Below are 21,813 nucleotides of genomic sequence, written 5' to 3'. Positions count from 1 at the left end.
GCGACGGCGGCTCGTTGCGCTTCAGAAAAATAGCAAGGTGCGCAGTTCGATGCTGCGGCGCGGCCGCGCGTCGGGCGGCGAAGCCGGATCGTCGAAGGCGGTGTGCGCGGTGAGGCGCGCGAGGCCATCGCCCGCCGAGTCGTAGATCTTGATGAGCAGCGCCTCGTCGGGCGACATCCGCGGAAAGTAGTACCAGCGATGCCGCGGGTTGTGGACGAACGCATAGGTTTCGCCGGTCATCGTCGGATAGATGAAGTCCTGCGCGACGATATCGCGCTCATCGATGCTGCGCGAGTCGCACAGTGCGAGCGGCGAAGACTCGACCACGTCGCCCACCGGCCGCCACAGATTGACGATCGCGAAGCGCCCTTGCAGCAGTCGCGCGGCTTCGTCGGCGGGAACATGATCGCGTACGCGGCGCGGTCCCGATACGAAGGTCTGATCGTTGTGGATCAGATGCACGGGCTCCCTGACACCGTTCGCGCGCGCGGCGCTGCCGTCGCGCAGCGTGTGATCGAAGATGACGACGCGCTTCGCGCCCGTCCACTGCTTCAGCAGACGCTCGGATTGCGAGTAGTAGACCGAACGAATGGCGGCATCGTCGGAGAAATCGGACAGTGCGCTTGGCTCGCGATGCAGCTCGAAACCGTTCCTGTCGAGCGACAGACCGCCCGGCGGCGGGCGCAGCCGCGCATTCGAGATCGTCACCGCATGCGTGCGATATTCGCCGGTGCGGCGCGGCACGCCGGGCGGCGGCTCGTAAGCGTAGGCAGTCGGCCTGACGCCCGTGGGCACGAGATAGTTGAGTGCGGCCTCGACTTCGACCGGTTGTTCGACCACCACATTGCTCATGGTTTCGCTCCGTGCAGGACCATTGCTTCAAAATCTAGGCCGCCGGGAACGGTTCCACAACGAAGCTTTTCTGCAATGCATTGCAGGTCGTCAATCGTGAGACGGCGTATCGACTGCCGCTCGCGCGACGAACGCGATGCAGCGATCACGCGGCATCGTCAGCCGGTCGTGGCGCAGGCACAACCGGCTTTCGCCCACGCTCGCGCCGTACGCCGAGCCGAACGACGCAAGCCCGGGGATACGCTTTTCGAGCAACGCGCGGTCATCGGCCCAATGGCGGCATCGCCCGCATTCGGGCGCGCCCGCGCAAGGCCGCGCGCTCATTGCCCGAGCGCCGACCAATACGGCGCGAAGAGATGCACCGACAGCAGATAGCCGATCACGACATTGACCGCGACGCCTGCCGTGAAAGCCGCGAGCGGCCGCGCGCCGGTTCCGGCGAGCGTCGAGAAGCGCGTCGTCAGTCCGATGCTCAGGAAGCAGAACGTGAAGGCCCAGGTGCGCAGCGCGACGATCGGCGCGACGAACGCGGGCGTCACGATGCTGCGATAGTCCGCCAGCGTGTAGTGCGATGCGATCCACGTGACGATCGCCGAAGCGACGACGAAGCCGATCACGAACTTCGGAAAGCGCGTCCAGATTTCGCGGGCGCTCGGTTTGGCCTGCACGCCGTCGGCGGCATCGCGCTCCCAGCGTGTAGTCGCGACGATCGCGAGCACGAACGCCCAGATGCCGATCCAGATATCGCGCCCGACGACCTTCATCAGCACGAAGGCCTGCAGCGACGCATCGGGCGCGCCGGCCACGACGCCCGGCGCATGCCGCGCGAAATCGCCGTAGGCCTGCGCAGCGGCGATGCCGGCGGCATCGGCGAATTCGGACGTGCCGATCCATGCGCCCGCGACGCCGGTCGGCAGACCGAGCGCGCGCGAAACGGCGGGCAGCGCGAACACCATCACGATCGCCCAGACGACGACCAGCGTGATCGCCACCGACGCCTGTTCGCGCCGCGCGCGCACCGCGCCGGCGATCGCGATGGCGGCCGACACGCCGCATACCGCGCCGCCGACGCCCAGCACTGCGGCAAAGCGCTTGTCGATGGCAAGCGCCCGCGCCGCGCCGTAGATCACGAAGAAGGTGACGAGCGACACGATGGTTGCCTGTCCGATCGCGACCGGTCCTGCCCAGACGATCAGCGTGAGCGGCAGCGTCGCGCCGAGCAGCACGATGCCGACCTTGATATAGAACTCGACGCGCAGCGCCGGTGCGAGCCAGGCGGGCAACGTGAAGAGGTTCGACACGAAGAGCCCGAGCGCCAGCGCGATCAGCGGCGGTTCGAGGTTGTAGGCGCTCGCCTCTACCCATGCGCCCGCCGCGAAGATGATCGTCGACACGACGAAGATGACGAGAAAGCCCGCGAGGAATCGCCCGACGTGCAGGCCGAGCGCGGCGATGGCAACCGAAAACACCGCCGCGAACGTGATGAAGAGCGCGACGTAGCCGCTCGCATGCTTGCCGAGATCGCCCGCGAGTTGCCCGATGCCCGACCATTTCGCCGGCGCGACGGCCAGCCATTTGATGCTGCTGCCCGAGGCGAACAGCGCATACGCGATGACGATCGCAAGCAAGCCGATGGCGACTGCCCACCAGTCTTCCGTGCCGAAAGGTCTGCGCGCTTCGCTCGACGGTACGGCGTTTCCCGCGACGGCGTCGCCGGTAATCGATCTGTTGCTCATCGGTCTTCCCCTTTGCGCGGCGGATCAACGCTTCAGTATGAAATCGTCGGCTGCACAGCGGAAATGACTTTTTTGTCTTTCGATATAGCCACCGATAATGCGTGCGGGCCGGCGGCGGTTATCTGATCGTCGAGGCGCTCGTGGTCGTGCTGCGTCGCGCCGATCGCGTAGCCTGCGCTGACGCCGACCCCCGATGCGCCGTCGAGCGCCTTCGCGGGATTCTCGAACGAAGCCTTGCAGATCGAGTAGCTGCCCGAACGTTCGAGACAGCCGGGTCCGATGCTACTTGCGCCGTCTCGCGTGAAGGGTTTCGCGGCCGGCGTACACGGACATGAAAACGCCCACGAGCAAGGCCGCGACACCCAGCGACTGGTCGACCGTATCGGCGAACGAAGACACGCCGCGGTACCACAGTGCCACGCCGATCGCCGTCATGATCAAACCGAACACCAGTCCCCATTCGGGGCCGCTCGTCGACGACGTGACCCGGTGAGCCATCTTCATCTACTCCTCCCTTACGATGACAAACTCCGCTTCTTCACCGCGGGCCGTGACGCGCCGGTCGTGACGCGCCCCTTGCCCGGCGAAGCGGAAATTCAAACGCCAATAGCCCGGCAGCACGAAGCTGTCCGCGCCGGCCTTTGCATATTCCTGCAGCGCGCCGCCACTGTCTGTGCGTCGCCGACCAGAGCCCGCCCACGGCTTCGCACCAGTCCAGGTCCGAAAGCAGACTGAGAGATTCGGCCCGGCGTTGCGCGCGAACGCGGTGAAATCGGCTATCCACCGGAAGCACAAGCATATGAACGCGATGACGATAGCGTTATCTCCATTGCTACGTTGGTCCGTATGCGCCTTCGCTCTACGATCTGAGGCTCCTTAGAAACGCCGGATTCCCGTCATGTCCAAACGTAGACCTATCGCTGCTCGCCGTGCTTTCCTGTCTCTTTCCGCGCGCGCCGCGGCGAGCGCCGCCGCATTTGCCGCGATGCCCGCAGCCTTCGCGCAGCAGGGCGCGCAAGGAGAGCCGCGCGTGCTTCGCATCGGCAACCAGAAGGGTTATCTGAACCTGCTCAAGGGACGCGCCACGCTGGAAAAGCGGCTGGCGCCGCTCAACGTATCCGTGAGCTGGACGGAGTTTTCCGCCGGCCCCGTGCAACTGGAAGCGCTCAATGTCGGCTCGATCGATTTCGGCGACGTCGGCGAGGCGCCGCCGATCTTCGCGCAGGCGGCCGGTGCGCCGCTCGCGTATGTCGCGGCGACGCCCGCGCGACCGCAATCCGAAGCCGTGATCGTCCCCGCGCAATCGTCGATCAGAGCGGCGGCGGATCTGAAGGGCAAGCGCGTGGCGCTCAACAAGGGCAGCAACGTCCATTACTTTCTCGTGAAGCTGCTGCGCAAGCACGGTCTCCGGTATGGCGACGTCGAACTGGCCTTTCTCGCCCCCGCCGATGCGCGCGCCGCGTTCGAGCGCGGCTCCATCGATGCGTGGGTCATCTGGGACCCGTTCTTCGCCGCGGCGCAGAAGACGCTGAATGCGCGCATCGTGGCGGATACGAGCGGCGTCGTCGGCAATCGCGCTTACTATTTTTCGTCGCAGCGTTATGTGGCGAAGAATCCCGATGTGATCCGCATCGTCATCGAGGAAATCAAGGCGGTCGATCAGTGGGGCAAGCAGCATCCGGACGAACTCGCGCGCGAGCTCGCGCGGCTTTGGGGCTTGCCGCAACCTGTCGTAGAACTCGCGGTGAGCCGGCAGGCGTTCGGCACGGAGGTCATTACGCGCGACATCATCGGCGAGCAGCAGCAGATCGCCGATACGTTCGTCGAGCTCGGCCTCATACCGAAGCACGTCGATGTGCTCAAGGCCGCACCGCCCGATCTCGCCTGAGCGCCGCGCGCCCTGTCACGCACCGGCGCGCGCGGACTTGCTGCGCTGATCGATCCATAGCCGGGCCCAGCGCGCCGCATATGCGATGGCGTGATCGGGCTCGAAGAAGTAGTCGAGCGCATCGAACGTAAACGATGCCCCGCTCGCCGCCGTGTGGCTCTCGATAATCAGGTTCGCCGCATACAGGCCGCTCGGCAACGCATGTGCGGACGGTGCCACGTCATATCCCTTGTATCGCATGAAGTTTTCCTGGAAAGCCGCCAGAGCGTGAAATCATCTCTGGCGCCCGATGCTAAAGCGCGATGCGCGCATCGCCAACGAATGCTTTGGCGAAAGCAAATCAGCGGCGGCATCGTTTGGTCATCACAGCGCGCTTCGTGTCTTTTTTCGATGTAGCGGGGATGCTTTGGATAGCGAATTAATTCTTGACGAGGCGCGCAGATGATTGGCGTAGCTGTCTCGGACTACAGACGAACTAGACGATTAGTTGCAAATCGAGCGAGGCAGGGAGCCGCGATTCGGAATCCCCGCAGGCGATGTCATCCAGTGTCCGCCCGGGCACAAGCACAGGCACGGCGCGACGTCGACGACCGCGATGACGCTCGCTACGAGATTCGCGCGTGAGTGCCTTTTCGAAAGCGACTCAGCGTGGGACGTTCGCCTCACAGTCTTCCCAGTACCGCAGCGGGTCTCGATTGTGTGGATAGCGCGCGCTGAGCCAGCTCGACAGCCGGCTCCAGTCCGGATGATTCGTACCCGTTTGCGCCGACCAGACCGATGACCTCTCGAGGACCTGGCCAGTCTCGCGGTCGCGGACAAGCACGCTGCCTAATCCGCTCGTGCTGTTCGCTTGCGACTCCACCAGGTAGCGCGGCAATATCCTGAGCTCGGCATCCTTTGCCCAGCCGTAGACGGCGCGTACCACGTCGGACGAATCTCGCAACTCTGTCGGTCCTGTTCCCGGGCGCACGGCTTTCCATCCTTCAGGAAAATCGCCGACAACCTCGTTTTCGGTCACTCTCACCCACTTCACGCGCCACGCCTGCGCAAGCGCCTCGCGCATGCGGGACGCGGACGCGTAGCCACTCGGCAACTCGATCGTCACCGGAAGCGTGATGAGATTGTCTTTCCAAAGCTTGGCTTCGTCGTCGGCACGGCTCGCTGCCTTGAACGGCTCGTCACCGAATGGGTTTTCCGGTCGGCTCGCTGCTGTCGTGGTGCCGGCCGGCAGGCCCTCAAAAAGCCGCTCGGCATCCTGACGCGTAACTTTCGTCTTTCCTTTTTTCATCGCTTTCTCTGTAGTGGGTAGTCTCTGGACCATGGATTTGCTTTCCTTCAGGCACGTTCCGTTCTATAAGTGCCCAGAGTCTTATTCTGCGCTATGCGCGTGCACTCGGCGCGGCTGCCGGAAACGATGACCGTATGCCTGCTTCCACCCGGTATGTCGACATCTTGTGGTACCGACACGCGTAAGTATTTATCTTCGCCTTCGTGTTAAGGGTAAACGCGAGTACGATGATATCGAAGCGCACAATTACAAATCTTGATCAGCCGCACTAACCGCATCTGTTTTTCCCTGACTACCTTGATTTGCAGCGTTTGCCCCCGTCGGGAAATAGGCCATTTCGAGTTTCGCTGGCCGCCCGGTGACACGCCTGTATCCGATCCACGCTTGACACTTGCTTGTGTCATTTCTAAATAGAAGCGTCCAATGAAAAATTTCAACGTAGCAGCCGCAAGAAGCAATTTGAGCCATCCGCCCTTCGACAGCCAGTTACCCCCAGAGTAGGGTTATTCGTTTCGGCCGTTCCTAATGACGATTTCACCGAAGCATCGAATCTCGATTCGCACTCACCGAAATCAGGCAATAAAACCGAACGCGCGCTGCAACCGGGCCCGCAATGGCTCTCCGGCCGATTTTCCCACCCCACGGGCGTGCATGAATTCAAGGTCTACGTGCCATCGAGCTATGACGGCGCAGCTACATCGTTGATCGTCATGCTTCACGGCGCAGGCCAGGACGCCGACGACTTTGCGCTCGGCACCGAAATGAATCTGGCCGCTGAAAGCGGCGGTCATATCGTCGTGTATCCCGAGCAGGGAACCAGTGCCAATATGTTCCGATGCTGGAACTGGTTTCGGCCGGCGGATCAGCTCCGCGATTCCGGCGAAGCCTCCATCATCGCAGGCATCACGCGCGAGGTGATGGCATCTTACGAGATCGACCCGACGCGGGTTTTCATCGCCGGAATGTCGGCGGGTGCCGCGATGGCGGTCAATCTTGCGGTCACCCACCCCGACCTTTACGCGGCGGCTGGAATTCATTCCGGCCTGGCGTTCGGCGTCGCCGACGAAGCCTTTTCGGCGATGTCCGCAATGAGGATGGGACCCTGCGCGCCCCTGTTGAGCGCCGCGCGAGATGCGATAGGCGTGCGCCGCGCGGTGCCCCTTATCGTCTTTCATGGCGATCAGGACACTACGGTGCATCCGCAAAACGCCGAGGTCCTCATGCAGATGCATCGGAACCTGATGGCCGGGACCGAGGACGCGCGCGCATCGGTTACGACCGAGCTTGGACAAGTGGAGCAAGGCTATCCCTATACCCGCAATACGTTTTGTCATGGCGGCGGCGAGGTTTTCGGCGAACAGTGGCTGATTCACGGGCTTGGGCACGCCTGGTCGGGCGGCGATTCGAACGCCACGCATACCGACGCCCGGGGACCGCACGCTGCGCGCGAGATGATGCGGTTCTTCGACACCGTCGCCGACGCACGATATGCGGCTCAATCAGGCGGCGTGCTGGAAGATTAAATGGGTCGTTTATACCTGTTCCAAGTCATTCAGTGAATTATCGAAATGGGGCGGCGTAAAAAATACGAGTGGGGAATTTGATTCCGGGTTAACTGAAATAAGGCTTGACGCTCGAATTTAATGCTGTAGCATGAATTTCACTGTGCGGTGCAACAACAGATTTGCCGCGTTGCCTCGGATTCAAACCCTTTCTAAATTTCCACGGGATATTCCATGTTCATGATCTCTCCGCAACAAGTAGCAGCGTTTCAAAAAGCCAAATTCCAGGCCTGGATGAGCCTGACCGATAAATATATGGACGGTTTTCAAAAGCTGACGCAATTGAATGTGCAAACGGTCAGAACGCTCATTTCCGAAAACGAGGGTGCAGCTAATTTAACGCCTGAGAACGGGAACGACGTGAGCGAATGGCAATCGAATTTGCTCAAGCAGTTTCAGGAAAAATCGGCATCGTATAGTCGCCATTTTTATGCAATTGTCTCGGCGACCGGTGAGGATGTGGTGCGCGAGGCGCAAAGCCAGTTCGCTTCGTATGGCGGTCAAGTCAACGAGGTCTTAAAGACCGCGGTGGAAAACGCATCCGCGGCGTCCGAAAAGGCTGCTGCGGCTGTGGAGACAAACCTGAAGCAGGCGACCTCGGCATCGTTCGACGCCACAGCGAACGCGGCGGATTCACTCGCGAAGGAAACCCAGTCGAATGTCTCGGCCGCGGGCAATGCCGTGAAGACCGGCGCCGATACCGCCATGCAGTCGGTGAACAAGCCGAATCAAAAGCATTGAATAGCTGGGTCTGCTCGTTTCAGCACGACCCATTGCAGCAACAAACAAGGACCCGCTTTCGAGCGGGTTTTGTATGCCGAAGGCCGGTCGACCACGCCCAGCGAACTTCGCGTGGCAGCCAGTCCCGCTCCTTGAAACTTCCCTCAGCTCGAACTCTTTCGAGCGCATCCGTCGCCGTAGCGTCCACGGGTAATTAGACCCATCGGCACTCATAGATTGAGTGGATATCGCTTAATTGCGCTCATCCGGGCAACGGAACGTGCGCATAAGGCCTCGCTCCATTCGCTTCGCCCCCTGGGCATAGCCGTTGCGCTACCAACCTCAGCACCACCTCCGAAAACTCAATGTTTTTCGGCTTCCTAACGATATGGATTCGAACATGCGCCTGCTCACTACACAAGACGGTCTTCCCCGCATCTCCTGGGGTGCCGTCATCGCCGGGGTCATCCTGTCCCTGATCGCTTACCTCATTCTCACGGTGCTCGGAACGGCTATCGGAGCGTCGGTCCTGTCGCCGCTCACTCAGCCCGACCCCACGCGCGGTTTCGCGTTCGGTTCGGGCGCTTACATGATCGCGATGACGGTCATCGCTGTATTCATCGGTTCGTACTTCGCCGGCCGTTGCGCGCCGGTGTTGGGCTGGCTTCACGGCCTCCTCGCCTGGGCGGTGATGATCATCGTGATGGCTTACGGTGCAACGTCGCTGGTCGGCAGCGCCGTCAACACCGCGGGCAATATTGCATCGACAGGCGCGACGGTGACCGCCGCCGCGAATCCGTCCGCCGCCAGTGGAACGATGATGGGTTCGCTCAAGGCTCAGGTTCAGGGCGCGGTGGCCTCGGCGACCGCCATGGCCTCCAGTCCTCAGGCTGAAGCCGATACGCGCCAGGCGGCCGACACGGCAGCGCGCGGCGTTGCCCGTGCCTCATGGTTCTCTTTCGCGGCACTCGTGGTCGGCGCGATCATCGCCCTTGTTTCGGGTGGCGCGGGCTTTCGTCATCAGCCGCGGTTCGAGGACGCCGGCGGTGCTGCCTACGAGGACGATAACGTCCGCTCGACTGACCGCACCGCACCGCGCAGCCGTCCTGCGCACTGAGCGACGCGCCTCGCGAACCGGAGCACGGACATGAGCAGTGACGCTGAACCTATGCGGGAACTCGCTAGCGACTCGGCTACGCTGACTGCTAGCGAGGAACGGCTAGCCCTTTCGGCCCACGAACAGGAAACCGGCGCGGTTCGCGTTCGCACCATCACCCATACCGAACTGCGTGAGCTTCCCGTTCTGCTGCACAGCACCGCCGTGCAGATGGAACGTGTTGCAGTCAATAAATTCGTCGATGCCGAGTTCGCTCCGCGCAAAGAGGGCGACACCTTGATCGTGCCCGTCTTCGAGTATGTGCCGGTGACCGAACTCCGGCTGATGCTCAGAGAAGAGCTGCGTATTACGACGGTCGTCTCCACCACGTCCGACGTCCACGTCGCCGAGGTGCAGCGTCAGGAAGTCGTCGTAGAAAGACGAGTCGGATCAGCTGGAGACTGGATCGCGGACCCCGCGATACCGTCCTCAGGCGTGGGCGAGTCCGCTTCAAATCCCGCTGTATAGATTTCAATTTCTGGCCGGCCGTCAGGCTGACAACATATATTCGGAGCTACACATGACTCAGGCAATCGTAGGTGTATTCGACTCGTTTCAGGATGCTGAGACCGCTGTCTCGCGCCTAGTCCAAGGCGGTCTCGACCGCGCCGACATGGAGGTGCACGCCACCGGTCAAGCAAACGTGCCCGGCGAGCGCACGGTGGTCGATACGCGCTCGTCGACCGCGACGACGGACGAAGTCGGCGTATTCGGCAAGATCGAACATTTCTTCAGCAATATGTTCGGCGCAGACGATCGGCCGGACGAGGTGGGCGACTATCAGGAAGCCGTCCGACGCGGCGGCGCATTGCTCACCGTCACGGTGGTCGATGAAGCGCACGTCGGACTGGTGCGCTCGACTCTGCATGAAGCAGGCGCCGTAGATATCGATGAACGCGTAGCGCAATGGAAGAGCAATGGCTATGCAGGCTTCGACTCCACCGCCAAGGCTTACACGCCGGATGAAGTTGCCGCGGATCGCAAAGCGTTCGCGGTGACGCGTGAATCGCTCGACGTGGGCAAGCGCGAAGTGGAGACCGGTGGCGTGCGCGTCTACTCCCGTGCCACGGAAACGCCTGTTTCCGAGACCGTGAATCTGCGCGAAGCCCACGCGACGATCGAGCGCCGGCCGGTGGATCGCGTGGCCACGGCCGCCGATCTGAAGGAAGGTTCGGTGGAAATTCGCGAGACGGCTGAACATGCAGTGGTGGCCAAGACGGCACACGTCATCGAAGAGGTCGTCGTAGGCCGCGAGGCAACCGAACGCACGGAAACCATCAACGAAACCTTGCGCGGCACGGACGTCGAAGTCGAGCATGTCGGCGCCGGCACGGCCGGTCTCAAGACGGCGGAGCAAGAACGTCCGCCCGGCACGCAAAGCGCGGACGATGCGATCGTAAAGACGCCGACGAAATCCGTGTAAATGAAAACCGGGGCGATTGCCGGGCGTCTCTGAATGGCGCTCGCCCTGGCTCTTGTGAGGGACATTCCATGAAAAATCCCTGGACGAAAAAGAATCCGTTCATGAGCATGTGGCTGAGCGGTGCGAACACGGTGATCGGCTCGGCGCGCGGTCGTGCGAATGCCGCAGCGAAACGCGGCGTGGTCGATTTCTGGACCGCGGCGCTCACACCTGCCAAAGCAAAAAAGCGCAAAGCAAAGCGTTAGCCCACTTGCGGTGCCGCCTCTCAACGCGAGATGCAGGCACCCGTCTTATCGACACCCGATAACTGAAACTAACCACGCCAAAGCGATTTTCGCTTTGAGAACTGAGCGCCTTCATCAGAAGGCGTGCCGCGTCAATTCTGGCGCGGGACTGCTCGGCGAAATATCGTCATTGGCGAGAGCGTCCGATAAATACGGGACGTCTCGTGCACATGGCGAAGACTCTTCTTCAAAGGAAAAACGTCGTGTTCATTCACAACAAGCGCCTCCAATACACCGTGCGCGTCGCAGCGCCCAATCCCGGTCTCGCCAACCTGTTGCTCGAACAGTTCGGGGGACCGCAAGGCGAACTCGCCGCTGCATGCCGATACTTCACGCAGGCCGTGGGCGAGGACGATCCGGGTCGCAAGGATCTGCTGTTCGATATCGCGACCGAAGAATTGAGCCATCTGGAAATCATCGGTTCGATTATCGCGATGCTGAATAAGGGTGCGAAAGGCCAGCTAGCCGAGGCGGTCGAGAGCGAGGCAGAACTCTATCGCTCGATGACAGGCGGCGGCAACGATTCGCACACCACATCCCTGCTTTATGGCGGCGGACCTGCCTTGATCAACTCGGCCGGCACGCCGTGGACGGCCGCGTACGTCGATACGATCGGCGAACCCACTGCCGACCTGCGTTCCAACATCGCGGCCGAAGCGCGCGCGAAGATCGTTTATGAGCGGCTCATCAACGTAACGGACGATTCGGGCATTCGCGACACGCTCGGCTTTTTGATGACGCGAGAGATCGCGCATCAGAAATCATTCGAAAAAGCCCTTCATTCGATACAGCCGAACTTTCCGCAAGGCAAGCTTCCCGGCTTCCCGGAATTCGCGGGCGTCTACTACAAGATGTCGCAGGGCGACGCGGCAGTCACGCGTGGCCCGTGGAACGACGGACCGGAGTGGACGTTTGTCGGCGATCCCCAACCCGCAGTGGATGGCGGCGATGGATTGGCGACGGTCACGGTGACGCCGGCGGATGTCGAAACGCTGCAAGCCATGGCTGCACGCACGGCGTCCGATCCCAGCAGCGACCCGGTCACGGGTGCTGAACTCGGAGCAGGCCAAGCTGCGTGATCGGGTTGGTGTAATAGCAATGCAAAAGCGGCCCGAGGATGGGCCGCTTTTTTGCATTGGCTGTCAGGCCTTGCCATCGACTGGCGGAAAGTGCCTGATCGACTTGTCAAGATGAAAGTCGAGCGTTCGCAGAAGCGCTTCGAACTGAACAGGCTTGGTGAAGTGATAGTTGAATCCCGCTTGAATAGAGGCCAATCGATCCGGAAGAGAGTTCAAAGCCGTCAGCGCGATCAGCAAGGGGGGCGCTTTTGAAGCCACGGTCCGAACGTTCCGTGCGACCGTGCACCCGTCCATGACCGGCATTTCTATATCGAGCAACGCGATATCGGGCTGCCAACTCAGGATGACTGTCAGTGCGGAATATCCATCGATCGCGGTGCGAACCTCGAATCCCTCGAGCACCAGTGCGTCTGCGCAAGCCTGAAGCGTCACGCTATCGTCGTCGGCCAGGAGTAGCCGGGCTCCTGTGTGTGTGCGCATTGTCTTCTCCAGGATGTCAGGAACATCACGCGCACTTGGCATTCCCGATCGGACGAGACTGCCGAATGAAGCAAACCGCAGCGTTCCACTACGTTCTGACTGGTTTGGAAGCCTTCAAACGGGGCCGCGCAGCGGGCGCGAGCGAACCCCGCGCCCGACCGCCTTCTCGTAATCGTTATTTCCCGACCTCTGCTTCCGAAAGCTCTTGTTTGGCCAGCATTGTCAGCTTGGTGTCGGTGGCCTTTTCTTCTTCGAGCGTCTCCAGCAGCAGATTCATCCCCTGCTCGTAGCCCAGTTTCTTCGCGAGGGTCGCGAGCGTCCCGTACGTCGCGATCTCGTAGTGCTCGACTTTCTGCGCTGCTGCGATCAACGCGGCATCGAGAATCGGCCCCTTTTCGATCTCTTCGATCTGTTCTTGTCCTTCTTCGACGAGGCCTTCCATCGCGACGCACTTCACGCGCTTGAGTTTGATGTCGCAAGCCTCGACGACCTGGTCGATTCGCTCGACCTGACCTTGCGTTTCTTCAAGATGCGTCGTGAAAGCGGCGGCAAGTTCGGGATGGGTTGCGGCGCGCGCCAGCTTAGGCAGCGCCTTGGTCAATTGCTTTTCGGCGCTGTACACGTCGGAAAGGGCGTGGATGAACAGATCATTCAAGGTCTTGGCAGCCATGGGATTCTCCTGGAATAGGCGGATGTGCGGTGCACCCTGTCTCACCGCAATCGCCATGCCGTCGGATACCCAATGCCAACATTCACTACCGTCGCGCCGGGTATCGACATTCGATCCCGGCTGCGGTGTCAGTGGTCCGTGCGCTCAATGACCGCGCGGATGAGCAAGGAAGAAGCGCATCATTTCCGCGCTGGCGTCCGGCCCGGACGGATCGGTATAAGAACCGCGCGGGCTGCCGCCCGACCATGCGTGCGGTGCGCCATGGATGGTCCAAAGCTCCGCAGGCACGCCGTCTGACGACTTCAGATGGGCGACCGTATGCTTGCGCGCGCTCGCCGCCCCGGCTGACGGCTGGCTGGCCGCGGAGGCGTTCACGCTGAATCCGCGAACGAGGTCCCGACCGTTGGCCGGATGCACGGTCGTATCCGCATCGCCGTGAAACACGATGAGCGGGCACTTGGGCGCGTCCGCCGCGCGCGACTGTGCGCGGCCTTTGCCGCCACGCATCGCGGCGAGCGCGGACGGCAAATCGTGCGCGCTCGCGACAGGAAGACCCGAATGCACGCCTGCCGCAGCGTATAGATCGGGATAGCGTTGCGCCATGATTGCCGCCATCGCCCCGCCTGCCGACAAGCCGGCGATATACACGCGCTTCGAATCCACGTTGTGGCTTGCCATCACCTCGCGCGTGATGCCAGCGATCAGCGAAGGCTCGCCGCTCTCGCGGTTTTGATCGGCGGGCTTGAACCAGTTCCAGCATTTCGACGGATTCGCGCCCTGCGGTTGAACCGGATAGACGACGATGCAATCGTGTCGCTCGGCCAGCGCGTTCATCTGCGTGCCGGCGGCGAAGTCGTCTGCATCCTGTGTGCAGCCGTGCAGCATGACGATGAGCGGCAGCGGCTCATTGCGATAACCGCTCGGCACGTAGAGCTTGTAATTGCGCTGGCCTGCGGCGCCGGAGTAGCTGCGCGTGCTGAAATGCCCGCGATCTTCGACTTCGGGCTTGCTTGTGTGCGGCCTGGCACGGCCGAACTTTTGCAGGATGTCGGCGATGTGCGACGCCCTTGATTCTTCCTTCGCGTCCCGCGCTGCGGGTGCTGCCGGTGCTGCGGACGCAGCCGGTGCTTCGGGCGCCGCGCTTGCCGGCGCGCCGCGCAAGGCGCGCTGAATCACCTCCGTCGCTGCGACGGGATCGCTCTCGCGAAAGTGCGCAAACGCTGCCTTCATCGAGTCCAGAAAACCTTCATTGAGTTTCATCTTATTTACCGTGTGTATGTTGTTCGATGCGGGCATTAGCGGATTCGATCCGCCAGCGCGGCCTTGACAGCCGCCGATGCATGCAATGCACCGCGCACCAGAATCGAGTCGATCGTTGCGAGGGCGAGTTCGGGCGATACGTCGTTGGCGATGCTGGCCAATCCGAGAACCTGGATATTGAGCCGCTCGTTCGCCGCGCGCACCGCTTCGAGATCCCGCCGGGAGAAGTACTGGAGGCCCAGCACCAGTTCGCGTCGCGTCACCGTTTCCTTGACGACCAGCGCGTGAACCGATAACTGGTTACGGATCGCCGTTCGGATCAGATCCGTCCGGTTCGAATAAAAGCCTTCTTCCACGAGCAGGTCGATCTGACCCAGGTCGACAGGACCTAGGTTGATCGTAATTTTTTCCGTTTCGCCGCCTCGGGAGCGTCCGGCGTCAAAACCTTCCTGTTTCGCCATATCCGTGATTTCCTTCCTTTTGCCATCCATATGGATGGTTATAGGCTGGTTAACGGGTGCGGTCAACTGTTATTTGCTCGTACCTTCGGGCTCACCGTCACGCGCGGACGCGCGACTGCGCCCAATCCGCCTCGCGCGCCAACGCGATGAATGCCGCCAGATAGTCGATAGACCGATCGGCCTCGCGCACGCCGAGGTAGATCTTTTTCGCGATGCCCTTCTTGCCGAGCTTGACCGGCGTGATCGGCATGCGGTCCGCATATTCTTCGGCGAGCCAGCGCGGCAACGCCGCCACGCCCCGCCCGCTTGCCACCATCTGCATCATGATGTCCGTGGTTTCGATCACCTTGTGACGTCTCGGCACCACATTCGCCGGCGTCAGAAACCGCGTGTAGATGTCCAGCCGATCCGTTTCGACCGGATAGGTGATGAGCACGTCGGACGCAAGCTGCTCAGGCATGACATAGTCCGCACAAGCCAGCGCATGGTTTTCGGCCACGACCAGCACCTGCTCATAATCGAATACGGGTGAGAATTTCAATCCGTCCTTCCTGAGCGGGTCGGGCGTGACGAGCACGTCGATGTCGAAGGCGAAAAGCGCGCCGATGCCGCCGAACTGAAACCGCTGCTTCACGTCCACATCGACATCGGGCCAGCGGGCGAGATAAGGCGACACGACCTTCAGCAGCCACTGATAACACGGATGACATTCCATCCCGATGCGCAACGTGCCGCGCTCGCCCTGCGCATACTGCTTCATGCGCACTTCGGCCTGCTCGAACTGCGGCAACATGCGGTTGGCAAGGCCCAGCAGATAATGCCCCGCCTGCGTGAGCCGCATGCTGCGGCCCTCGCGCGTCCAGACCGGCGTGCCCAGTTGCTGCTCCAGCTTCTTGACCGTGTGACTCAAAGCGGACTGCGTGAGATTCAGCACGTCGGCTGCGGCGGTCAGCGAGCCCTGCTTCTCGACTTCCCGCACGACCATCAGATGGCTGCGTTCCAGCATCGCCGCTCCATGAAGAAAGTTAATCGAAGTATGAAAACAATCCATTTTTATTCATACGTCAAAAATTCTATCATCGGCAACGATCTATTCTTTACGGACGACATCGCACGATGGTCACGACACATAACCTGGGATTCCCGCGCATTGGCGCGAAGCGTGAACTGAAGTTCGCACTCGAAAAATACTGGAAAGGCGAATCGTCGCGGGATGCGCTGAAGGCCGAAGGCGCCGGGCTCCGCGCGCGCCACTGGAAGGACCAGGCGCATCTGAACCATGTGCCCGTCGGCGACTTTGCGTTCTATGACCAGGTGCTCGATATGAGCTTCACGCTCGGCAACCTGCCGGCGCGCGTGCGTGGTTTTCACGGCGATGCGCTGGACAACGCGTTCCGCGTCGCGCGCGGCCGGTCGGCGCAGGACGCGCAAGACCACGCCGCATGTTGCGGCGGCGTCGCGGCTGGCGAGATGACCAAGTGGTTCGACACGAACTATCACTACATCGTGCCGGAGTTCGAAGCGGACACGCAGTTCCGGCTCGACGCGTCGCGCCTCATCGAGCAACTCGGCGAAGCGAGCGCTCAGGGCGTGAATCCGAAGCCCGTCATCATCGGCCCGGTGACGTATCTGTGGCTCGGCAAGGCGAAGGATGAAAGCGACAAGCTCGCGCTGCTGCCGCGTATTCTGCCGGTATATGCCGCGCTGCTCGATCACTTCGCGGCGCAAGGCGTCGACTGGGTGCAGATCGACGAACCGGCGCTCGTCACCGAACTGGATGCGAAATGGCGCGACGCGTTCGTCACCGCCTACGATGCGCTGTCGGCGCGACGTGTGCGTCTGTTGCTCGCAACGTACTTCGGGCAATTGCAGGACAACCTCCCGCTCGCATGCAAGCTGCCGGTCGACGGCGTGCATATCGATGCGATCAACGCGCGCGATGAGATCGATGAAGTCGTGAGGCACCTGCCCGAGACCGCGATCGTGTCCATTGGCGCGATCAACGGCCGCAACATCTGGAAGAGCGACCTCGATGCGACGCTCGATTGGCTGGAGCCTTTGCATCGGCAACTCGGTGAACGCCTCTGGATCGCGCCGTCGTGCTCCCTGCTGCATGTGCCGGTCGATCTGAACAGCGAAGTCACGCTCGACGCCGACATCAGATCATGGCTCGCCTTCGCGCTGCAAAAGCTCGATGAGTTGAACGTGCTGGCCCGCGCGCTGAACCACGGCCGCGACTCGGTCGCCGATGCGCTCGCGGCGAACGCCGCCGCGATCGAGCGCCGTCGAAAGTCGCCGCGCGTGAATAATCCCGCGGTCAAGGCCGCGATCGCGAAGATCGACGCAGCCCTCGGCAAGCGTCAGAGCGCCTACGAGCAGCGCGCGAAGAAGCAGGCAGCCATCCTCGGCCTGCCCGCCTTTCCCACGACGACCATCGGCTCGTTTCCGCAGACGGGCGAGATCCGCCGCGCGCGCAGCCGGTTCAAGGCGGGAGCACTCGATCACGCCGGCTACCAGGCCGCGATGGAGCGTGAGATCACGCGCGCCGTGAAGGAACAGGAAGCGCTCGGTCTCGATGTGCTCGTGCACGGCGAAGCCGAACGCAACGACATGGTCGAATACTTCGGCGAGCAGCTCGATGGCTACGGGTTCAGCCAGTTCGGCTGGGTGCAATCGTATGGCTCGCGCTGCGTGAAGCCGCCGATTCTCGTCGGCGACATCAGCCGACCGAAGGCGATGACCGTCGAGTGGATCGGGTACGCCGCATCGCAGACGAACAAGCCGATGAAGGGCATGCTCACCGGTCCGGTGACGATCCTAAACTGGTCCTTCGTGCGCGACGATCAACCGCGCTCGGTGTCGTGTCAGCAACTCGCGCTCGCGATTCGCGAGGAGGTGCTCGATCTCGAGAAGGCTGGCGTGCGCGTCATCCAGATCGACGAGGCCGCGCTGCGCGAAGGCCTGCCGCTGCGCCGCTCGCAGTGGAACGAGTACTTGCGCTGGGCGGTCGAGTCGTTTCGTATCACGGCCAACGGCGTGCGCGACGAGACGCAGATCCACACGCACATGTGCTATTCGGAGTTCAACGACATCATCGCGTCGATCGCGGAGATGGATGCCGATGTCATCACCATCGAAACATCGCGCTCCGACATGGAACTGCTCGACGCGTTCAATGACTTCGAATATCCGAACCAGATCGGGCCGGGCGTGTACGACATTCATTCGCCGAACATCCCGAGCGAGACGCACATCGTCGATCTGATGAAGAAGGCGGCGGAGCGCATCCCCGCCGAGCGCTTGTGGGTGAATCCCGATTGCGGCCTGAAGACGCGTCAGTGGGATGAAGTCATTCCCGCGCTGAAGAACATGGTCGCGGCCGCACGAAGCCTGCGGCAGGGCGCCTGATCGTCCGACGCGGAGCGAACTTCACTGCCGTTTTCGCTCAGTTTTTCGGCTGCGTTCGTCGCTTGAGGAGATACGTGTCCATGATCCAGCCGTTGCGTGCGCGTGCCTCGGCGCGCACGCGTTCGATGTCGTCCATCACTTCGCGCAGCCGGCCCGCTATGAGAATCTCGTCATCGGTGCCCACGTAGGCGCCCCAGAATATATCGAGATCCTCATCCGCGACCTGTCGAAACGCATTCTGCGCGTCGAGCATCACGACGACGCTATCGACATTCTTAGGAAAACCTTCGGCGATGCCTCTGCCGTTCGTGATCTCGACTGCGCGCCCGATCGTGTTGAGCGCGACACGATGTTTCGCCGCGAGCGCCTGAACGCTGCTGATGCCCGGAATGACCTCATACTCGAACCGATGCCGTCCGCTGCCGGCGATGGCTTCGACGATGCGCATCGTGCTGTCGTAGAGCGACGGGTCGCCCCAGACGAGAAATGCGCCGCATTCGCCGTCACGCAGTTCTTCCTCGATCAGGCACTCGAACACGACCTGCTTCTCGTGATTCAGCGTTTCGACTGCATCGACATAGCTCGCGACGTCCCGCTGACGCTCGGGGCTCGTTGCCTCGACGATGCGATAGTCCCGCTCCTTGACGTATCGCTCGATGATTTCCTTGCGCACCTGGACGAGCTTCGCCTTCGATACGCCCTTGTCCATCACGAAGAACACGTCGGCCCGGTTCATCGCATTGATCGCCTGAACGGTGACGTATTCCGGATCGCCTGCGCCAATTCCGATGATGAGGATTTTCTTCACTGATTGCTCCAGGTTGCCGTGTATCCGCAAGAACTCCAACGGTACTCATGTGATGCGAGGCGCGTCAATCTCCTCGTCCCGAAAAGAAAAACGGCGCCGCAGGCTTCAGCCCGCGGCGCCGTTGCGTGGCGCTATGAAAAGAACACTTACACGTTCACGGTGTCGGCCACTTCCTTGAAGTCCTCGATCTGATCGAAGTTCATGTACTTGTAGATTTTGTCGCCGTCCGCGCTGAGCACGCCCATGTCGGCCATGTACTCGTCCCTGGTCGGGATCTTGCCCAGGCGCGAGCAGATCGCCGCAAGTTCCGCCGAGCCGAGGTACACGTTCGTGTTCTTGCCCAGACGATTCGGGAAGTTACGGGTGGAGGTCGACATGACCGTCGCGCCTTCGCGCACCTGTGCCTGGTTGCCCATGCACAGCGAGCAGCCCGGCATTTCGGTACGCGCACCGGCGGTGCCGAAAACACCGTAGTGGCCTTCCTCGGTCAATTGCTTCTGGTCCATCTTGGTCGGCGGAGCCACCCACAGCTTGACCGGGATGTCGCGCTTGCCTTCCAGCAGCTTCGACGCGGCGCGGAAGTGACCGATGTTCGTCATGCACGAACCGATGAACACTTCGTCGATCTTGGCGCCGGCGACTTCCGACAGCGTCTTCACGTCGTCCGGATCGTTCGGGCAGGCCACGATCGGCTCATGGATATCGGCCAGATCGATCTCGATGACGGCTGCGTACTCGGCGTCGGCATCCGGCGAAAGCAGTTGCGGATCGGCCAGCCACTGCTCCATCGCGGTGATGCGGCGCTGCAGGCTGCGCGGGTCCTGGTAGCCCTGGGCGATCATCCACTTCAGCAGCGTGACGTTGCTGTTGAGATATTCGATGATCGGTTCCTTGTTCAGGTGCACCGTGCAACCGGCGGCCGAACGCTCGGCGGACGCATCCGACAATTCGAACGCTTGTTCGACCTTCAGCTCGGGCAGACCTTCGATTTCGAGGATGCGGCCCGAGAAGATGTTCTTCTTGCCCTGCTTCGCAACCGTCAACATGCCTTGCTTGATGGCGTACAGCGGAATGGCGTTGACGAGGTCGCGCAGGGTCACGCCCGGCTGCATCTTGCCCTTGAAGCGGACGAGCACCGATTCAGGCATGTCGAGCGGCATCGTGCCGGTGGCGGCCGCAAAGGCGACCAGGCCCGAACCGGCGGGGAAGCTGATGCCGATCGGAAAGCGGGTGTGGGAGTCGCCGCCCGTGCCCACGGTGTCGGGCAGCAGCATGCGGTTCAGCCACGAGTGGATCACGCCGTCGCCCGGACGCAGCGCGATGCCGCCACGGGTGCTGATGAAGTTCGGCAGCGTCTGGTGCGTCTTCACGTCCACCGGCTTCGGATAGGCGGCGGTGTGGCAGAAGGACTGCATGACGAGGTCGGCCGAAAAGCCCAGGCACGCCAGATCCTTGAGTTCGTCGCGCGTCATGGGGCCCGTGGTGTCCTGCGAGCCGACCGAGGTCATCTTCGGTTCGCAGTACGTGCCCGGCCGGACGCCCTGGCCTTCCGGCAGGCCGCAGGCGCGGCCGACCATCTTCTGGGCGAGCGAGAAGCCCCGGCCGCTGTCGGCGGGCTGCTGCGGCAGGCGGAACAGGGTCGATGCGGGCAGACCAAGCGCTTCTCGTGCCTTGGCCGTCAGTCCGCGACCGATGATCAGAGGAATGCGGCCGCCGGCGCGCACTTCGTCGAACAGGACTTCGGACTTGACCTGAAACTCCGCGATCACTTCGCCGTTCTTGAGCGCCTTGCCTTCGTACGGGCGCAGTTCGACCACGTCGCCCATTTCCATCTTCGACACGTCGAGCTCGATCGGCAGGGCGCCGGCGTCTTCCATCGTGTTGTAGAAGATCGGGGCGATCTTGCCGCCCAGACACACGCCGCCAAAGCGCTTGTTGGGAACGAAGGGAATGTCTTCACCGGTGAACCACAGCACCGAGTTGGTGGCCGACTTGCGCGAGGAGCCGGTACCCACCACGTCGCCCACGTATGCGACCAGATGGCCCTTTTCCTTCAGTGACTCGATGAACTTGACCGGGCCACGCTTGCCGTCTTCTTCCGGGGTGATGCCGGGACGGGCGTTCTTCAGCATGGCCAGCGCGTGCATCGGAATGTCCGGGCGGGTGGTCGCATCCGGGGCCGGCGACAGGTCGTCGGTGTTGGTTTCGCCCGTCACCTTGAAGACGGTGATGGTCAGGCTTTGCGGCACTTCCGGGCGGCTGGTGAACCACTCGGCGTCGGCCCAGCTTCGAATCACGGCGCGGGCGTTGGCGTTGCCCTTGTCGGCCAGTTCCTTGACGTCATGGAACTGATCGAACATCAGCAGGGTGTTCTTCAGCGCATCGGCGGCCACGACGCCCACTTCGGCATCGGACAGCAATTCGATCAGCGGCTGGATGTTGTAGCCGCCCAGCATCGTGCCGAGCAGCTCGGTGGCGCGGGCGCGCGAGATCAGCGCGCAGGCCGTTTGACCCTTGGCCACGGCGGCCAGGAAGCCCGCCTTCACACGGGCGGCTTCGTCCACGCCGGCGGGCACGCGGTGGGTAATCAGATCGACCAGGATCTGCTCTTCGCCGGCGGGCGGGTTCGTCAGCAATTCGACCAGTTCGGCGGTTTGCTGGGCGGTCAGCGGCAGAGGAGGAATGCCGAGCGCTGCGCGTGCGGCTACGTGAGCACGAAAATTTTCAAGCATGGGGGA

General features: G+C 62.1%; 22 protein-coding genes and 1 pseudogene. 10 read left to right on the top strand and 13 right to left on the bottom strand.

What is annotated here, in order from left to right; translation table 11 throughout:
* Window positions 1-21: 21 nt before the first annotated feature.
* From NCT32_RS32840 to NCT32_RS32825, 4 genes are all read right to left on the bottom strand, one after another.
* A complete protein-coding gene (locus NCT32_RS32840; RefSeq protein ID WP_061118437.1) occupies window positions 22-852 on the bottom strand; it encodes a CmcJ/NvfI family oxidoreductase in 831 nt (276 codons plus the stop codon).
* Between the two features lie 90 nt (window positions 853-942).
* Entirely contained in the window at window positions 943-1,176 is a 234-nt protein-coding gene (locus NCT32_RS32835) for a hypothetical protein (RefSeq protein ID WP_061118436.1), read from the bottom strand.
* Window positions 1,173-2,588, bottom strand: coding sequence for a YeiH family protein (locus NCT32_RS32830; RefSeq protein WP_086961079.1), 1,416 nt, complete (start codon window positions 2,586-2,588; stop codon window positions 1,173-1,175). Before NCT32_RS32830 ends, NCT32_RS32835 begins: the two co-directional genes overlap by 4 nt.
* 282 nt (window positions 2,589-2,870) lie before the next feature.
* Entirely contained in the window at window positions 2,871-3,092 is a 222-nt protein-coding gene (locus NCT32_RS32825) for a hypothetical protein (RefSeq protein WP_061118435.1), read from the bottom strand.
* A 394-nt stretch (window positions 3,093-3,486) separates the two neighbouring features.
* Between NCT32_RS32825 and NCT32_RS32820 the strand changes: the two genes are divergently transcribed.
* Window positions 3,487-4,476, top strand: a complete 990-nt coding sequence (locus NCT32_RS32820) for a sulfonate ABC transporter substrate-binding protein (RefSeq protein WP_061118433.1) — start codon at window positions 3,487-3,489, stop codon at window positions 4,474-4,476.
* A gap of 15 nt (window positions 4,477-4,491) precedes the next feature.
* Here the strand turns inward: NCT32_RS32820 and NCT32_RS32815 are convergent, their stop codons facing one another.
* Window positions 4,492-4,716 carry a hypothetical protein gene (locus tag NCT32_RS32815; protein ID WP_061118432.1) on the bottom strand — a complete coding sequence of 75 codons (225 nt, stop codon included), beginning with the start codon at window positions 4,714-4,716 and terminating at the stop codon, window positions 4,492-4,494.
* Between the two features lie 268 nt (window positions 4,717-4,984).
* Here NCT32_RS32815 and NCT32_RS32810 point away from each other — a divergent pair.
* Window positions 4,985-5,077, top strand: a pseudogene (locus tag NCT32_RS32810) (cupin domain-containing protein); the annotation flags it as partial.
* Window positions 5,078-5,119: 42 nt separating this feature from the next.
* Here NCT32_RS32810 and NCT32_RS32805 read toward each other — a convergent pair.
* Window positions 5,120-5,764 carry a hypothetical protein gene (locus NCT32_RS32805; protein ID WP_061118431.1) on the bottom strand — a complete coding sequence of 215 codons (645 nt, stop codon included), beginning with the start codon at window positions 5,762-5,764 and terminating at the stop codon, window positions 5,120-5,122.
* A gap of 647 nt (window positions 5,765-6,411) precedes the next feature.
* Between NCT32_RS32805 and NCT32_RS32800 the strand changes: the two genes are divergently transcribed.
* From NCT32_RS32800 to NCT32_RS32770, 7 genes are all read left to right on the top strand, one after another.
* The gene (locus NCT32_RS32800) at window positions 6,412-7,287 is read left to right on the top strand and encodes a PHB depolymerase family esterase (protein ID WP_061118430.1); all 876 of its coding nucleotides are present in this window, start codon (window positions 6,412-6,414) and stop codon (window positions 7,285-7,287) included.
* Window positions 7,288-7,500: 213 nt separating this feature from the next.
* Window positions 7,501-8,067, top strand: a complete 567-nt coding sequence (gene phaP, locus NCT32_RS32795) for a TIGR01841 family phasin (RefSeq protein WP_143756339.1) — start codon at window positions 7,501-7,503, stop codon at window positions 8,065-8,067.
* A gap of 379 nt (window positions 8,068-8,446) precedes the next feature.
* On the top strand, window positions 8,447-9,163 hold the full coding sequence (locus NCT32_RS32790; RefSeq protein ID WP_061118548.1) for a hypothetical protein: 717 nt from the start codon (window positions 8,447-8,449) through the stop codon (window positions 9,161-9,163).
* 30 nt (window positions 9,164-9,193) lie between these two features.
* The gene (locus NCT32_RS32785) at window positions 9,194-9,670 is read left to right on the top strand and encodes a YsnF/AvaK domain-containing protein (protein ID WP_061118428.1); all 477 of its coding nucleotides are present in this window, start codon (window positions 9,194-9,196) and stop codon (window positions 9,668-9,670) included.
* A 52-nt stretch (window positions 9,671-9,722) separates the two neighbouring features.
* A complete protein-coding gene (locus NCT32_RS32780) occupies window positions 9,723-10,625 on the top strand; it encodes a YsnF/AvaK domain-containing protein (RefSeq protein WP_061118427.1) in 903 nt (300 codons plus the stop codon).
* Window positions 10,626-10,693: 68 nt separating this feature from the next.
* Window positions 10,694-10,870, top strand: coding sequence for a hypothetical protein (locus NCT32_RS32775; RefSeq protein ID WP_250478323.1), 177 nt, complete (start codon window positions 10,694-10,696; stop codon window positions 10,868-10,870).
* A gap of 242 nt (window positions 10,871-11,112) precedes the next feature.
* Entirely contained in the window at window positions 11,113-11,988 is an 876-nt protein-coding gene (locus NCT32_RS32770) for a manganese catalase family protein (protein ID WP_061118426.1), read from the top strand.
* Between the two features lie 63 nt (window positions 11,989-12,051).
* On the opposite strand, the gene NCT32_RS32765 is transcribed toward NCT32_RS32770, so the two are convergent.
* The 5 genes from NCT32_RS32765 to NCT32_RS32745 all read right to left on the bottom strand — a co-directional run bounded on the left by NCT32_RS32765 (window position 12,052) and on the right by NCT32_RS32745 (window position 15,865).
* Window positions 12,052-12,468 carry a response regulator gene (locus NCT32_RS32765; RefSeq protein ID WP_250491280.1) on the bottom strand — a complete coding sequence of 139 codons (417 nt, stop codon included), beginning with the start codon at window positions 12,466-12,468 and terminating at the stop codon, window positions 12,052-12,054.
* A 175-nt stretch (window positions 12,469-12,643) separates the two neighbouring features.
* Window positions 12,644-13,138 carry a ferritin-like domain-containing protein gene (locus tag NCT32_RS32760; protein ID WP_061118424.1) on the bottom strand — a complete coding sequence of 165 codons (495 nt, stop codon included), beginning with the start codon at window positions 13,136-13,138 and terminating at the stop codon, window positions 12,644-12,646.
* A 144-nt stretch (window positions 13,139-13,282) separates the two neighbouring features.
* Entirely contained in the window at window positions 13,283-14,398 is a 1,116-nt protein-coding gene (locus tag NCT32_RS32755; protein ID WP_061118423.1) for a PHB depolymerase family esterase, read from the bottom strand.
* A gap of 35 nt (window positions 14,399-14,433) precedes the next feature.
* Window positions 14,434-14,859, bottom strand: a complete 426-nt coding sequence (locus NCT32_RS32750; protein WP_061118547.1) for a hypothetical protein — start codon at window positions 14,857-14,859, stop codon at window positions 14,434-14,436.
* Between the two features lie 97 nt (window positions 14,860-14,956).
* The gene (locus NCT32_RS32745; RefSeq protein ID WP_061118422.1) at window positions 14,957-15,865 is read right to left on the bottom strand and encodes a LysR family transcriptional regulator; all 909 of its coding nucleotides are present in this window, start codon (window positions 15,863-15,865) and stop codon (window positions 14,957-14,959) included.
* Window positions 15,866-15,975: 110 nt separating this feature from the next.
* Here NCT32_RS32745 and metE point away from each other — a divergent pair, with 110 nt between their 5' ends.
* Window positions 15,976-18,267 (top strand): 5-methyltetrahydropteroyltriglutamate--homocysteine S-methyltransferase, encoded by a 2,292-nt coding sequence (metE, locus tag NCT32_RS32740; RefSeq protein WP_061118421.1) that lies wholly within the window; start codon window positions 15,976-15,978, stop codon window positions 18,265-18,267.
* 37 nt (window positions 18,268-18,304) lie between these two features.
* Here metE and cobF read toward each other — a convergent pair whose 3' ends face one another.
* Window positions 18,305-19,075: a precorrin-6A synthase (deacetylating) gene (gene cobF, locus NCT32_RS32735; RefSeq protein WP_061118420.1), complete on the bottom strand. Its 771-nt coding sequence runs from the start codon at window positions 19,073-19,075 to the stop codon at window positions 18,305-18,307.
* Between the two features lie 146 nt (window positions 19,076-19,221).
* Window positions 19,222-21,807: a bifunctional aconitate hydratase 2/2-methylisocitrate dehydratase gene (gene acnB, locus NCT32_RS32730; protein WP_061118419.1), complete on the bottom strand. Its 2,586-nt coding sequence runs from the start codon at window positions 21,805-21,807 to the stop codon at window positions 19,222-19,224.
* Between the last annotated feature and the right edge of the window lie 6 nt (window positions 21,808-21,813).

It is taken from the genome of Caballeronia sp. INML2 (genome assembly GCF_023631365.1).
GTDB classification, from domain to species: Bacteria; Pseudomonadota; Gammaproteobacteria; order Burkholderiales; family Burkholderiaceae; genus Caballeronia; species Caballeronia turbans.
This window is presented reverse-complemented; position numbering and strand designations above follow the sequence as displayed.

Excerpts from the sequence above, each read along its gene's own strand:
- NCT32_RS32840 (WP_061118437.1), bottom strand. The coding sequence starts at position 852 with ATGAGCAATGTGGTGGTCGAACAACCGGTCGAAGTCGAGGCCGCACTC.
- NCT32_RS32835 (WP_061118436.1), bottom strand. The coding sequence starts at position 1,176 with ATGAGCGCGCGGCCTTGCGCGGGCGCGCCCGAATGCGGGCGATGCCGC.
- NCT32_RS32830 (WP_086961079.1), bottom strand. The coding sequence starts at position 2,588 with ATGAGCAACAGATCGATTACCGGCGACGCCGTCGCGGGAAACGCCGTA.
- NCT32_RS32825 (WP_061118435.1), bottom strand. The coding sequence starts at position 3,092 with ATGAAGATGGCTCACCGGGTCACGTCGTCGACGAGCGGCCCCGAATGG.
- NCT32_RS32820 (WP_061118433.1), top strand. The coding sequence starts at position 3,487 with ATGTCCAAACGTAGACCTATCGCTGCTCGCCGTGCTTTCCTGTCTCTT.
- NCT32_RS32815 (WP_061118432.1), bottom strand. The coding sequence starts at position 4,716 with ATGCGATACAAGGGATATGACGTGGCACCGTCCGCACATGCGTTGCCG.
- NCT32_RS32805 (WP_061118431.1), bottom strand. The coding sequence starts at position 5,764 with ATGAAAAAAGGAAAGACGAAAGTTACGCGTCAGGATGCCGAGCGGCTT.
- phaP (WP_143756339.1), top strand. The coding sequence starts at position 7,501 with ATGTTCATGATCTCTCCGCAACAAGTAGCAGCGTTTCAAAAAGCCAAA.
- NCT32_RS32790 (WP_061118548.1), top strand. The coding sequence starts at position 8,447 with ATGCGCCTGCTCACTACACAAGACGGTCTTCCCCGCATCTCCTGGGGT.
- NCT32_RS32785 (WP_061118428.1), top strand. The coding sequence starts at position 9,194 with ATGAGCAGTGACGCTGAACCTATGCGGGAACTCGCTAGCGACTCGGCT.
- NCT32_RS32780 (WP_061118427.1), top strand. The coding sequence starts at position 9,723 with ATGACTCAGGCAATCGTAGGTGTATTCGACTCGTTTCAGGATGCTGAG.
- NCT32_RS32775 (WP_250478323.1), top strand. The coding sequence starts at position 10,694 with ATGAAAAATCCCTGGACGAAAAAGAATCCGTTCATGAGCATGTGGCTG.
- NCT32_RS32765 (WP_250491280.1), bottom strand. The coding sequence starts at position 12,468 with ATGCGCACACACACAGGAGCCCGGCTACTCCTGGCCGACGACGATAGC.
- NCT32_RS32760 (WP_061118424.1), bottom strand. The coding sequence starts at position 13,138 with ATGGCTGCCAAGACCTTGAATGATCTGTTCATCCACGCCCTTTCCGAC.
- NCT32_RS32755 (WP_061118423.1), bottom strand. The coding sequence starts at position 14,398 with ATGAAACTCAATGAAGGTTTTCTGGACTCGATGAAGGCAGCGTTTGCG.
- NCT32_RS32750 (WP_061118547.1), bottom strand. The coding sequence starts at position 14,859 with ATGGCGAAACAGGAAGGTTTTGACGCCGGACGCTCCCGAGGCGGCGAA.
- NCT32_RS32745 (WP_061118422.1), bottom strand. The coding sequence starts at position 15,865 with ATGCTGGAACGCAGCCATCTGATGGTCGTGCGGGAAGTCGAGAAGCAG.
- metE (WP_061118421.1), top strand. The coding sequence starts at position 15,976 with ATGGTCACGACACATAACCTGGGATTCCCGCGCATTGGCGCGAAGCGT.
- acnB (WP_061118419.1), bottom strand. The coding sequence starts at position 21,807 with ATGCTTGAAAATTTTCGTGCTCACGTAGCCGCACGCGCAGCGCTCGGC.